The following is a 12,696-nucleotide window of genomic DNA, read 5'->3' as shown; positions in this document are numbered from 1 at the left end:
GTCTTGTTTCATCGTCAGCGTAAAAGCTCTATATCTGCTCAGTCCAAGTCATTAAAAGATTTAATCCGTATGGTGACCGCAGAGCAGTTTCTGAGTGAAGAGAAACGTCAGGTACTACTCCAGAAAATGAGAGCGTTGAGCGGGTTGGAAGCCTCTCGCTATGAGAGTTTATGTTCTGTTCTTATCGAGAATCTGGTCAACTATTGTCAAAATTTGCCAGAAACCGCGAACAGTTATTATTCTCAACCTGGTGGGATGGTCGATCATGCTTTAAATAGAACAGAAGCTGCATTGAGTCTGTTCAAGGAGTTTACCGTTCAAGAACAGCCCGATTTGCTTTCTGAAGAGCAAAAACTTTGGCAATATGCGCTTTACTCCGCGGCAATTTTGCAAGGCATTGGCAAATTATTTGATGAGTTTCGCATTAATTTGTTTGATAGCAATGGCCAATTGTTAAAGCAATGGAACCCCCTGTTAGAGAGCTTAATTCAAACTGGAAGTTATTATGATTATCAATTTGAAAAAGAAGCGGATGCGGAGTTCCGCCGCCGGCTGAACTTGTTGCTGGCCAGAACTTTGATGCCAGTCAGTGGTTTTGCCTGGATTGCCTCCAATCCAGAAGTTTTGGCTGTTTGGTTAGCCTTGCTGAATGAAGACTATCATTCTGCTGGTACTTTGGGCGCTATTCTAATTCGGGCTGATGCTATTGCGATACAGCGTTATTTTCTGGCGTTTATGGCACGAAGTGGAGCAAGACGAAGCGGCCGTTATGGCAGAGCGGTGACTTTTACCGGCGGTGTACCGGAATCCATAACAGAAAAGGAACAGGCAATAGGGGTCGAATTCATCCAATGGCTTATCAAGTCGTTGGATGAAGGTCGAATTATGGTGAACAAGGCCCCGTTGTTTATGGTTCCTGGCGGCATGCTGATGTGCCCTGAAATGTTTCAATTGTTTGTTCGTGAGCATCCTGAATATAAAAATTGGCAAGCCATACAGAATGGGTTTTTGTCATTAGGGCTTCATGGCCGGGATGCAGGGGGCAATGTAACCAGTCGTTTTGAACAGGCTCATACTCAGCAAATGTATACCGGAGTCGTTTTTGCAGGATATGGGGTTGCTTTGCCCAACTCTGTCCAGGTGCATCATTTGAATACGGGCAAAATAGAGTCCATGTCAGCACTGGAGTTAATTCATAAATCACAATACACCAGCCAATTCACACAGCAATCAAGTGCGATTGCAATAGCCCCTTTGCAGCGATTGGCAGCCAATGGCCAATGGCAGAATATTGAGCAGGATATATCCCAATTGACACTTGGAGCAAAACGCGGTGCCTGATTATGCAATAGGGGATGTACAAGGTTGTTATGATCCTTTACAACGTTTGCTTGAGCTAATTGATTTTAACGAGAAGGAAGATTGCTTGTGGTTTGTTGGGGACTTGGTAAACCGCGGTCCTGATTCATTGGCTGTATTACGGTTTATTTATTCCTTGCCTGTGAAGCCCAAAATAACCTTGGGTAATCATGATTTGCATTTATTAGGCTTATTATTCGGCGGGCAACCCTGGAAAGGGCATGATGATACACTTGAAGAGGTGATGCTGGCTGATGATGGAGAGGAGCTTGGGCATTGGTTGCGCAAGCAATCCCTTCTTTGCAGGTCATCTGAGTTAAACATAGTCATGTGTCATGCAGGTATTGCTCCTTTATGGGATTTATCGAAGGCCATGGACCTGGCTAATGAATTAGAAGCGGTGCTTTCAGGCGATTCATATCACGAATTTTTCGCCCAGATGTACGGCAATAAGCCGGATATTTGGTCAGATGATTTGGTTGGGCTGGATAGATTACGAGTCATTACCAATTATTTTACCCGGATGCGCTATTGTGATGCCCATGGACGATTAGATTTGGGTTATAAAGGGACTTTATCCAAAGCCCCCAATCATCTGTATCCCTGGTTTGAAGTGCCATGCCGAAAAGAAATTGAAATGGATATCGTTTTTGGTCATTGGGCGGCGCTCATGGGGCGAAGTTCTCATCCGCGGATTCATGCGATAGATACCGGATGTCTTTGGGGTGGGCAATTAACGGCATTACGCCTGCAGGACAGGCAACGCTTTTCGGTACCCGGGTATGGGGTTAGTCGTTTTGAATAACCTTGATGGATAGGCATTTTTATAAACACAGGCGATAACAACGGTGAAATTTTTAAATAAAAGCACAGCATTGTTACCGGTAATTATTTTATCGGGCCTGATTAGTTTTCATGCCTCAAGTGCCAAGACTTCTTCAAATGCTGATAATTCACTTTATTCCTGGACAGAAAATCCTTCAGCTGAAGCTCAGAGAGTGGAGCAAGCGGAGGAAAGACTAAAGGCAGCCATTGCCAACCCGGAATACATGCTGAAAAATTGGATAGAGTTGCCTACCTCGCCTGAATCAAAAAAGAAAACAAGGCATCAGTTGACGATAAGAGAAGCCATACTGTTGGCCTTGCGTTATAATCCTAATATCCAGAATGCGGAATTAGACCGTATTATTCAGCGCTATCAATTGCGTTTGGCTAATAATGAGTTTGAATTGCAATATGCTCTGGGTGCTTCAGGGATTGTGCAAAAAAGTACTTTTGAGGGGATAGGCAGTTCTACGAATCATTCTTTTCTGGCCAGTCCTGAATTGGATTTGAAAACCAAAATAGGCACCAAGGCGTCCGTATCCATCGATAACAATGTTTCCACCAACAACAGCTATAATCCGGTATTGAATTTATCCATTACTCAGCCTTTGCTCCGTGGATTTGGCAAGTCAGCGAATGAAGCAAAACTGCTGGATGCGATTGATAAGGAATGGCTAAATAAATTAAGTTTACAGCAATCGGTTATGGATCAGATTACGCAGGTGATTACGGCGTACAGGGCTTTGATTTTAAGTGGGAACAATTTAGAGAATCAGCGCTTGCAATTGGAAGAAGCCAGAAAATCCTATCGTATTAATGAAAAAAAGATTGCAGCGGGACAATTAGAACCTACCGGAAATATTCAGCAATCCTATCAGATAGAATCTTTGAGTTTGATGGTAGAACAAGGTGAAAATGATTTTAAATTAGCCTCTCAGGAATTATTGCAAATGATAGGGCTTGATCCGGATTTGCATATTTCAGTTCCCAGTGATGTGACGATAAAGGAAATTATAGTGCCTGACTTGCAAGAATCCATTGCCATCGCATTAAGTCACAATACTCAGTATCTGGCCCAGAAAATGGCTTTGCGTGCGGATGAGAGGGCTTACACTGTTGCAAAAAATCAGCAACTTTGGCAGCTTGATTTGGCGGGTACTGTGCAAGGCGGCGCAGTCAACGATGTCACCGGAACCAGCAGTGGTTTAAGCAGCATTTACAATGGGAATAATATCACGGAATCAGCCAGGGTCACCCTGACCATTCCATTGAATGACATTGGACGGCGTAGTCAATTAATTAATGCTAAAGTCCAGTTGGAAAAAGACAAAATCAATCTTATCGCAGCCAAAAGAGCTTTAATTACCAGTGTAACCAATACCATCAATAATATTCAAAGCTTGGCCAAGCGCTATGAGCTGGCACAAAAGCAAGTCAAATTGGCAGAGCAGTCTTACGCTTTGGAAAAGAAAAAACAGCAGGCAGGAATATCCAGCGCCCTGGATGTGAACAATACTCAGAATCAATTGATTCAGGCACAGTCAGGATTGATAGGGGCAAAAATTGCGTATCTCAATCAGTTATCCGCGTTGCAAAGGATTTTAGGGACCACGCTGGATTACTGGCAGATTAAACTAAGGTATGGCGGATGAACAATTATCTGAAAATATTCTCTATAGTGTCATTGATTTTAATGCTGGTTTCTTGTGGCAGTTCTGATAAGCCGCAAACCTCTTCATTAAAAACGTATGAAGTGAAACCTCAACCTTTACACAAGACCTTGCATTTTACCGGGACCGTGCAACCCATAAGGGAAAGCAGCCTGACCAGTCCAATGGAAGCCGTTGTTGAAACCATGCATTTCCATTATGGTCAGATGGTTAAAAAGGGTGAGATTGTTTTAACTTTAAATTCCAATGAATTGCAAAAGCAGTATAACGACACATTAACGGATTACTTAAAGGCGAAAGACAGTTATTCCATTGCCAAGGCAAAATTTGTAGGAACCGAAGAGCTGTGGAATGCCGGGTTAATCTCCAAAAACAATTACTTAAGTGAAAAATCCGGGTTAGATACAGCGCGAGTTACTTTAATGCAGGCCACTCGCAAGCTTTCTGAAATGTTGGAAAAAATGGATGATAAAAACACTCAGAATATATCTAATCTCAGTCTGGCTGATTTTGACAAAGTGAGGAAGATTCTTACGTCAAATCATAATCTGATTCATTTAAAGGCTCCCAGTGATGGGATAATGCTGTACCCTCCCAAATCAGGAGAGGATAAAAACAATCGAGTGACCGTAGGATCGACCATAAAGTCAGGGCAAGTCATTGCCTTGATAGGCGATTTGAAAGGAATCAGTGTGGAAATTGATGTCCCAGAGATAGACATTGATAAAATTCGCCCGGGAATGGAGGCAACAATTAGTGGCGTTGCATTTGGCAGGCATCAACTGAAAGGTAAATTGGTGGCGGTGAATGCGCAGGCATCGAATACCAGCACGGGAGGATTACCCTCCTTTACCGCTGTAGTGGAGGTCAATTCCCTAACTCCTGAACAACAGTCATGGATTAAAGTAGGGATGAGTGCCTCCATAGAGCTGAATGTGGAATCGAATAATCAATTGTTGATCCCTATCGCGGCGGTTAAAAGGGAAAAAGGCAGCAGCGTTGTTCAGGTCCAATTAGCCAAGGGGAAAGTTCAGAAACGAATGATTACTACCGGTGCCGCTCAAGCGGATTCAGTAGTGGTTGAAAGTGGCCTTAAATCAGGAGATGTCGTGGTTTATGATTGACAGACCTTTAATCCAACTTTCTGATTTGGTGAAGACTTATCATCTTGAGGGTATCAGTACCACGGTATTAAAAGCAGTGTCTTTGACCGTAAACGAAGGTGATTTGCTCGCTATTGTCGGTGCGTCCGGCTCTGGTAAATCCACGTTAATGAACATCATTGGCTTATTAGATAAACCGGATGCAGGAACTTATACCTTAAATAATAGAAATGTGGCCAGTTTAAGCGACGATGAGGCGGCTGATTTGCGCAATCAAAATATAGGTTTTGTTTTTCAGCAGTTTAATTTGCTTCCTCGTTTTACAGCGATGCAAAATGTGGCTTTGCCTTTGACGTACCGAGGGGTCAATCCCACTTTGATAAAAGAAAAAGTGGAGCAAGCACTGGATAAAGTTGGAATGCGCCAATACATCCGCCACAGGCCAACCCAATTATCTGGCGGTCAGCAGCAGCGAGTCGCTATCGCCAGAGCGTTAGTGACCGACCCACAGGTTATTCTCGCTGATGAGCCGACCGGTGCGCTGGATTCAAGAACAGGTAGCGAGGTAATGAATTTGTTTTTGGCCTTACACCAGGAAGGCCGGACTATTATCATGGTGACCCATGATGAGCACGTGGCAGCGCAATGCAAACGCCGAATAACCTTAGCCGATGGAGCAATTATAGCGGAGTCCGGGCAATGAATTTTCTTAATCATTGTCAACAAGCCTTGGTTAATTTAACAGCCTCCAAGCTCCGATCGCTTTTGGCTGTGCTGGGAATACTGGTAGGGACCGCCGCTGTCGTTGCCTTGATTAGCTGCGGACAACTGGCTACAGAAAAGGCGCTGGAGCAATTCAAGGCATTGGGTACCGATTTGCTGGCTGTTTCTGTTTATCAAAAGGTGCCCAGCAAATCCCATAGTGAATCCGACTCGTTAACAATAGATCAATGGCAGCAGATAGCTGAGCGTATACCTTATGTCTTAAGAATTGCGCCTTACAGCACGGCTTACCAAACTTTAAGTTTTAATGGCAAAGTGATGCAAGGGGCAGTGATTGGCGCCGATGAAAGCCTTGCTGATATCATTCATGTGACCTTGGCACGGGGGCATTTTGTTTCTTTTTTGGATTCTTTTGAGCATTTTTGTGTTATTGGCGATAGCCTGGCACAACAAATCAAAGAAATTACCCTGGATGATCCCATTGGCAAGCAATTACGCATAGGCCAATCCTTGTATACCATTATCGGCGTTGCCGAGCGTTGGAAAGAAAATGGTTTTTTTAATGAGGACATTAACCAGGCTGTCATTATTCCCCTGGCTGGAATGAGCCTGGTCAGCAAGGACGCCAAAATCAATAATGCAGTATTGCTTCTCAAGCCGGACAGCCCCATTGATGAGGTCATTAATGAAATAAAGGAAATCATTAATTCTCAGGCGCCGAAGCTCAGTGTTTTTCCGCGCAGCGCCAAACAAATTATAGCCAGCATGGAAAATCAGGGTCGTATTTTTACCTTGCTGTTGGCGGTCATTGGTGGAATATCCTTGCTGGTTGGCGGCATCGGTGTCATGAATGTGATGCTGGTTTCGGTCAGCGAGCGCAAAAAAGAAATTGGGATTCGCAAAGCAGTGGGTGCGAAAAACAGAGAAATCCAGGCCTTATTTTTGGTGGAATCTGTCATGCTGTCTTTGCTAGGGGGTGTGCTCGGAGTCATTTTAGGTTTGATTTTTACCAGAATAGTCGCTTATTTCAGTGACTGGACTTTTACTATCTACTTACTCCCCCCAATTGCCGGCTTTCTCGTTTCTGCTGCCACTGGAATATTTTTCGGATTTTATCCGGCCCGACGGGCCTCGAAACTGGAGCCGATGGTTTCTTTACGCAGTGAATAGTTTATTAGGGTCTGTTGACATTTCTACTATCTTGGCCGAAAAGCCAGCGAAATGTCAACAGACCCTAAAGTCCTACGATTCTTTTGTATAAAACAGGATACCCGCTCGCTCAATGTGTTCAAGCAAATCGGGATTGTCTATGGTGTGTTTCAGGGATATATCAACCTTCCAGGGTAACAGTAAATCATCAATTTTATTTTCAATAGCAAGTAATTCAGTGATCCCTAATAAGTTTCCGGTAAGGCAAAGATCAATATCTGAGCCCTGATGATATGTGCCTTTGGCACGAGATCCGTAGAGAATCGCATTATCAATTTGAGAATACTCTTTAAAGACACATTTCAATGCTTCAATAGCATGGCTGGGCAAGCCATACAGATGGTTTAATTGCTCATTCATGCTCTTTCAGACCTTGCATTTTTTCCAGGAATGCCTGAAAAGAGGTGTGGTAGAAATTAATAATATTTTTGACAATTTCATCGGCAACGGATTGGTTGTAGGTATGAGAGGTTTGGTTGCGACTTTTAATCATTTCCATCCAGATTTCACCTTCTTTAATTAATCCCTTGTTAAATGATTCGCGTGTTGCATCACGAGAACCAGTAATTGCAGAATTTCCCTGGAAAAAGAAATAATCTTTCATCACATTCCAAGCCAGCTCATGGGTAAATTCAAAGGCTTGGATTAAGCCTTGCTTTTCCAAGTCGGATAAGGGTCTTGTTTGCGCCAGGTTGACGGCAAGTGATAATTGTTGAAGCGCTCTTGCATAATTATTTAACCGTTGTTGCCAGCGAACATCGATATTGGTCATAACTTACTTACTCCAGATTTTGAGGTTGTACCGGTTAATTTAATGAAGCGACTTTATCGAATTATAAAAACTCATTTTATAATGAAAAACACGAGGTATTCCAGAAGCGTTTTTTATCTAAATAGGTTTTTTGCACCGGATTTACAAGTACTTTAAGGCCATAACCTATATCTCTCTTGCATGACTCGCCTCTTTTTGAAAGGTTGCCAAAAGAAGTTGGATTTTACCCTATTTTATTCACATTTCTGTGATATGCCAAAAGCGTTTTTGTACAATTCCAATAACAAATCACCACTATGATCTCCCGCTGCTTCATCAACAAAAGGCGAACTGTTTAATGCAATAACCACTATTTTTTCATTACAAGGATGATAAATATATAAGACTCTAAATCCCACTGTATCACCTTCATAATACCAATATTTTCCCAATTGCGGCTTATAGCCTTGAACAACACCTAAACCAAAGCCATTAGGCTCTTCTGAATCAACATGGGAGATTGGAGTACCCGTTTTCATCGAAATGAGGGATTTTAACTCCATTTGCTGTTTCGGCAGTAAAAAATCGGATGAAAATAAAGCTTTTATCCATTTGGCGACATCCGATGTAGTTGCGACAATAGCACCAGCAGGTCCCGCCATTGATAAATTGTCATTGGTTGACTTTTGACCATGTTTTAAGTTTTCCACTGTTCTACCATAATAGTAACTTTCCGGCATTTTTTTTAAAAAATATGGGGTATAAGAATCAGTAATATAATAGGTCTCTTTTAATTGTAAGGGCTTTAGAATTTTTTTCTGTAATTGATTATGAAAGGAATCGTGAGTGACTTTTTCTATAATCATACCCAGAATTAAGTAGTTGGTATCAGAGTAATTATAACCTGAGGTGGGGTGTTTATATCCATATGCTAAATCTACCAGTTCTTTACTAGTCCACTGTTTTTTAGGATTATCAGTAATCGAATCTGCAAGCGTTGGAATCGTTGCATAACCTGGAATTGTACTTGTCATATTAAGTAATTGCTTTATAGTAATGCCTTTCCAGTCATCATATTCTGGCAACCAATCTCCAATTGTTTGGTTGATGTTTAATTTCCCTTCCGCTTCAAGCTTTAAGATTAATGCGGCTGTAAACGATTTGGTTATACTGCCAATTTGAAAATATGCATTATTTGTAAGGCGTTTTTTTCTTTTATTGTTCTCAAAACCATGGGCTGTTGATATTATTTCAGTTCCGCTTAAAAAAGTCGCACCCACACCTGTAACCAGCTCTTCATTTTTATATTTCTCAATGTATTTATCAATTAATGAGTCAATTGATTTCAATTTAACTTGCTCGCCCGCAAATAAGGGCATAGATAGAATTACTGCGCCCATTAAATTCCATGTGAATATATTTTTGATATGCATATTTAACTCCTGTGGATCAAAGCCTCAGTTATACTATGAACACTAATTTCTTTTTATTCCAGTTTACTTACATACAAGCATATCAATACCTGGGTTATGGTATTTAATCTCTGCATGTTAAAGAAGCTGTGCTCCATACGGCCTCCTAAAATCTATTTTGTTATCAATGGAGTTATCATGTTGACAAAAAATAGAATGGAAAAAGATGCGAAAAAATCCCATAACAATCTTCGCAGGCCAAGACTAGTTTATAGCCCCACTTTCTTCTAATGAGCGGGTTCTAATTATAGATTTCCATGAAAGATTACTTTCTGTACAATACTTATTGTTAGGTCTGACTTTCTGGTTCAAGCTTTGTCGGTATATTGCCAGAGAATGACGAATAGACAGGCCAATTTTTAATAAATGAGCTATCTTTTAAGAATACCAGTATGTTTTGAGCGGATTGTTTTTTGTAACAATTAAAGAGAAAGAAACGCTGGGCGAAATACATATTATTAAACAATAAATATAACTGAGGGGAAGAGCTATGAAAAAGTGGGGGCTCGCTATTGTTGCACTGATGTTATTTAACCAAATAACCTATGCAAGTCAAAGCTGGAATCAATGGGTTGCCGGGGTGCGTGAGGAAGCCTTACAACAAGGGATTCCACCCAGTTTATTTGATGAAGCCTTTGCCGGCATTCATGAACCAAGCCGGAAAATAAAAGGTTTTTTACGCTCTCAACCTGAACACAGGTTAACGTTCATGAAATATCGTAATACCAGAGCAGACAATTACCGAATTGTGATTGGAAGAAAAGAGTACAAGAAAAACAAGGAAATACTGGAAGAGATTGCCCAACAATACGGAGTTAATCCTTGCTTTATTGTGTCGTTTTGGGGTATGGAAACCAGTTACGGTTCCTACATGGGAAATTTCCCGGTAATCAATGCGCTGGCTACTTTGGCCTATGATTCAAACCGTAAAGACTTTTTCCGCAAGGAATTGTTTCTCGCTTTACACATCCTGAAAGGTGGGCATGTCAGCCTGGCTGATTTCAAAGGGGAGTGGGCTGGCGCCTCTGGTCAACCTCAATTTTTACCATCCAGCTGGGTCAAATACGCGGTCGACTACGATGGGGATGGACGAAAAGATATATGGAAGAGCAAACCCGACGTTTTTGCCTCCATAGCGAATTACATGAAACAAAACGGCTGGCAGGCCGGAGAGCCCTGGGCTATTCAAGTGAAACTTCCCGCCAAGTTTGATATGAAATTGGAAGGGAAAGGCATAGTCAAACCAGTCAGCGAATGGAATGCTTTAGGTGTGCGCACGGAAAGCGGTGAACCCCTGCCCTATCAAAATTTGCAGGCCAGTATCGTACAGCCTTATGGTGGCCCGACCTTCCTGGCGTTTCCCAACTACAAGATGATCCTACGTTATAATAACTCCATTTATTATGCCGGGGCTATCGGGTATATGGCTGATAAAATTTGCCAGGGTCAATGATTTGTTGGAGACATAAATATCTACTGATGAATTCCACTGGACAGGCGTTCAGTGGAGTTCTCATAGGCCAAGCTTTTTAAGCTTTATAAATCATAGGTAACGTGAGTTATGGATAAAATCAGTTGTTATCTCGAGCCGCTCGGGCTGAGGAGGCATTTATGCCGTCTCGAAGCCTAGCATCGGATTTTATGTTTCATGCCAAGGCTTCGAGACGATGCTTAGGCATCTCCTCAGCCCGAACGTACCCTGGGTATCGACGGGCTGTTATATCCTCTTTAGCCATAACTCACGTTAGGTATTAAAATGAATCAGAAATCCTTTCAGTGGTCAGTTGTTGGCGCGGGACCTGCCGGAATTGCTGCAGTAGGTAAACTATTGGATTATGGGATTGCACCCTCTGAAATATTATGGATTGATCCTCATTTTAAAGTGGGTGATTTTGGGCAGCTCTGGCGGCACGTTTCCAGTAATACTACGGTCAAGCTCTTCTCAAGTTTTCTGCATGCTGCAAACTCATTTTCCTATAAAAAAGCACCCTCCACATTTCGTTTAAACAACCTGGATCCTGATAATACCTGCCTGTTGAGTGACGTTGCGGAGCCCTTGCAATGGGTTACCAGCGTTCTGGTGAATCAGGTTATTGCAGAAGAGACTGTCATTCACAGCTTGTCTCTTTCTGGAGGTTGCTGGACTTTATGCTCTGATACACAACAATACCGAGCGAAAAATGTTATTTTAGCAACAGGGGCTGTCCCCTCCAGCCTCAACTACCCTGGTGTTAATGTGGTACCGTTTGAAATTGCAATCGATAAACAGCGTCTTGCCCATGTTGTTGATACGAATGAGACTTACGGAGTTTTTGGCTCATCCCACTCGGCCATTATGATTTTACGCTCTCTTATCGAATTAGGCGTAAAGAAAGTGATTAATTTTTATCGCTCCCCTTGCCGTTATGCCATCAACATGGGCAATTGGATTTTATTCGACAACACAGGCTTGAAAGGTGATACGGCTGCTTGGGCCAGGAAACACATCGACGGTGTCTTGCCTGCCAATCTTGTCCGTTACTACCCAAGCGAATTAAATATTGCACGCCATCTTCCAGAATGCGATAAAGTGATTTATGCCGTTGGTTTTGAAAGACGTAAAAATATGACCATTGATAATTATGAACACGTTACTCCTAATCCTCATGTGGGCATTATAGGACCAGGCTTATTCGGCTTGGGCATAGCCTATCCTGAACTCAGTGTCGATCCGTTTGGGACTATTGAGCATCAGGTGGGATTATGGAAGTTCATGGTGTATTTGTGTAAAGTGCTGCCGGTCTGGTTTAAATATCCTGCCTAGAGTTGGGAAATGATAATTCAACACATAGCCACTCTTCATCGGCTGGTTTTCTACAGACTCGCAAGACTCTGTTATATTGACATGGTTAGGAAACGCCAAGGATAAAAAAATGATAAAGATATTAATTTATTTAGGACTGTTTTTAAGCAGTAATTTACTCATGGCGAAACCATTGTCGCAATTGGACTCTGCTAATTTGCTCCCCTGTTTTAACATAGAGCAAGCAGAACGCATTGGAAAACAAATCAATAAACTCTTACAGCATGAATTTTGCGAGGAAAACATCAATCCAAAGAAATTTGCCTCTATCAGTCACAATATCCTGCCCAAAATTATGACAGAAACATTTTTAGGAGTAACCCCTCCAGAAAACTGGCAGCAATTAAGCGACGATATTATAAAAAACTGCATCGCAAACAAGAATCTATGCAAAAAAGCAGCTCGCAAAGAGTTGGAAGAATGCATCAAACCGAGAATTCCTTTGATCCTGATACAATTTGGCCCCTGGCTTGCCCAAAATTGTCCACAATTGAATAAGTCTTTGATTGAACAATGGCCAAATAAACAGGCCACTCTCAAAAAGATAATTAATGAAAACAAAAGTGCTGAGTAATCGAGGCAGGCTTAATTACGAGAGTTATGCCGGATAAAACAACATTTATTTACCTAATTCACCTAACTTCATCAAATATAACTTACCGATATGATCTACAACCAGGTTCTTAAAACGATCGTTTTATATACATGCCAAATACGTCATTGACTTACTTTTATTTAGGAT

Annotated in this window: 12 protein-coding genes; 9 read left to right on the top strand and 3 right to left on the bottom strand. The window is 41.8% G+C overall.

The genetic code is table 11. The features are described from left to right. Window positions 1-3 precede the first annotated feature (3 nt). The 6 genes from LPG_RS14790 to LPG_RS14765 are packed head-to-tail and all read left to right on the top strand — an operon-like array spanning window position 4 to window position 6,850. Complete coding sequence (locus LPG_RS14790; protein WP_015443883.1) at window positions 4-1,341, top strand: helicase/relaxase domain-containing protein; 1,338 nt, start codon at window positions 4-6, stop codon at window positions 1,339-1,341. Beyond that, window positions 1,334-2,164 carry a symmetrical bis(5'-nucleosyl)-tetraphosphatase gene (locus tag LPG_RS14785; RefSeq protein WP_015443884.1) on the top strand — a complete coding sequence of 277 codons (831 nt, stop codon included), beginning with the start codon at window positions 1,334-1,336 and terminating at the stop codon, window positions 2,162-2,164. Before LPG_RS14790 ends, LPG_RS14785 begins: the two co-directional genes overlap by 8 nt. A 43-nt stretch (window positions 2,165-2,207) precedes the next feature. Then, window positions 2,208-3,836 (top strand): TolC family protein, encoded by a 1,629-nt coding sequence (locus LPG_RS14780; protein WP_010948610.1) that lies wholly within the window; start codon window positions 2,208-2,210, stop codon window positions 3,834-3,836. Further along, on the top strand, window positions 3,833-4,978 hold the full coding sequence (locus LPG_RS14775; protein ID WP_010948609.1) for an efflux RND transporter periplasmic adaptor subunit: 1,146 nt from the start codon (window positions 3,833-3,835) through the stop codon (window positions 4,976-4,978). The genes LPG_RS14780 and LPG_RS14775 overlap by 4 nt, the downstream gene beginning before the upstream one ends. After that, window positions 4,971-5,660: an ABC transporter ATP-binding protein gene (locus LPG_RS14770; protein WP_011216765.1), complete on the top strand. Its 690-nt coding sequence runs from the start codon at window positions 4,971-4,973 to the stop codon at window positions 5,658-5,660. Before LPG_RS14775 ends, LPG_RS14770 begins: the two co-directional genes overlap by 8 nt. Beyond that, window positions 5,657-6,850, top strand: a complete 1,194-nt coding sequence (locus LPG_RS14765) for an ABC transporter permease (RefSeq protein ID WP_015443885.1) — start codon at window positions 5,657-5,659, stop codon at window positions 6,848-6,850. The genes LPG_RS14770 and LPG_RS14765 overlap by 4 nt, the downstream gene beginning before the upstream one ends. A 72-nt stretch (window positions 6,851-6,922) precedes the next feature. Here LPG_RS14765 and LPG_RS14760 read toward each other — a convergent pair whose 3' ends face one another. From LPG_RS14760 to LPG_RS14750, 3 genes are all read right to left on the bottom strand, one after another. Continuing rightward, complete coding sequence (locus LPG_RS14760; protein WP_010948606.1) at window positions 6,923-7,249, bottom strand: nucleotidyltransferase family protein; 327 nt, start codon at window positions 7,247-7,249, stop codon at window positions 6,923-6,925. Next, window positions 7,242-7,661: a nucleotidyltransferase substrate binding protein gene (locus LPG_RS14755; protein ID WP_010948605.1), complete on the bottom strand. Its 420-nt coding sequence runs from the start codon at window positions 7,659-7,661 to the stop codon at window positions 7,242-7,244. Before LPG_RS14755 ends, LPG_RS14760 begins: the two co-directional genes overlap by 8 nt. Before the next feature lie 233 nt (window positions 7,662-7,894). Continuing rightward, on the bottom strand, window positions 7,895-9,073 hold the full coding sequence (locus tag LPG_RS14750; RefSeq protein ID WP_010948604.1) for a serine hydrolase domain-containing protein: 1,179 nt from the start codon (window positions 9,071-9,073) through the stop codon (window positions 7,895-7,897). A gap of 529 nt (window positions 9,074-9,602) precedes the next feature. On the opposite strand from LPG_RS14750, the gene LPG_RS14745 reads away from it, so the two are divergent. The 3 genes from LPG_RS14745 to LPG_RS14735 all read left to right on the top strand — a co-directional run bounded on the left by LPG_RS14745 (window position 9,603) and on the right by LPG_RS14735 (window position 12,528). Beyond that, window positions 9,603-10,565 carry a lytic murein transglycosylase gene (locus tag LPG_RS14745; protein WP_015443886.1) on the top strand — a complete coding sequence of 321 codons (963 nt, stop codon included), beginning with the start codon at window positions 9,603-9,605 and terminating at the stop codon, window positions 10,563-10,565. A gap of 303 nt (window positions 10,566-10,868) precedes the next feature. Beyond that, complete coding sequence (locus LPG_RS14740) at window positions 10,869-11,915, top strand: FAD-dependent oxidoreductase (RefSeq protein WP_010948602.1); 1,047 nt, start codon at window positions 10,869-10,871, stop codon at window positions 11,913-11,915. A gap of 109 nt (window positions 11,916-12,024) precedes the next feature. Beyond that, window positions 12,025-12,528, top strand: coding sequence for a hypothetical protein (locus LPG_RS14735; RefSeq protein WP_015443887.1), 504 nt, complete (start codon window positions 12,025-12,027; stop codon window positions 12,526-12,528). Window positions 12,529-12,696 lie beyond the last annotated feature (168 nt).

The sequence above is a fragment of the Legionella pneumophila subsp. pneumophila str. Philadelphia 1 genome (assembly GCF_000008485.1).
Classification (GTDB): Bacteria; Pseudomonadota; Gammaproteobacteria; order Legionellales; family Legionellaceae; genus Legionella; species Legionella pneumophila.
Note: the sequence above shows the minus strand (reverse complement) of the source record. Positions and strands in the feature narration are given on the sequence as shown.

Excerpts from the sequence above, each read along its gene's own strand:
- LPG_RS14775 (WP_010948609.1), top strand. The coding sequence starts at position 3,833 with ATGAACAATTATCTGAAAATATTCTCTATAGTGTCATTGATTTTAATG.
- LPG_RS14760 (WP_010948606.1), bottom strand. The coding sequence starts at position 7,249 with ATGAATGAGCAATTAAACCATCTGTATGGCTTGCCCAGCCATGCTATT.
- LPG_RS14745 (WP_015443886.1), top strand. The coding sequence starts at position 9,603 with ATGAAAAAGTGGGGGCTCGCTATTGTTGCACTGATGTTATTTAACCAA.
- LPG_RS14735 (WP_015443887.1), top strand. The coding sequence starts at position 12,025 with ATGATAAAGATATTAATTTATTTAGGACTGTTTTTAAGCAGTAATTTA.
- LPG_RS14770 (WP_011216765.1), top strand. The coding sequence starts at position 4,971 with ATGATTGACAGACCTTTAATCCAACTTTCTGATTTGGTGAAGACTTAT.
- LPG_RS14750 (WP_010948604.1), bottom strand. The coding sequence starts at position 9,073 with ATGCATATCAAAAATATATTCACATGGAATTTAATGGGCGCAGTAATT.
- LPG_RS14740 (WP_010948602.1), top strand. The coding sequence starts at position 10,869 with ATGAATCAGAAATCCTTTCAGTGGTCAGTTGTTGGCGCGGGACCTGCC.
- LPG_RS14755 (WP_010948605.1), bottom strand. The coding sequence starts at position 7,661 with ATGACCAATATCGATGTTCGCTGGCAACAACGGTTAAATAATTATGCA.
- LPG_RS14765 (WP_015443885.1), top strand. The coding sequence starts at position 5,657 with ATGAATTTTCTTAATCATTGTCAACAAGCCTTGGTTAATTTAACAGCC.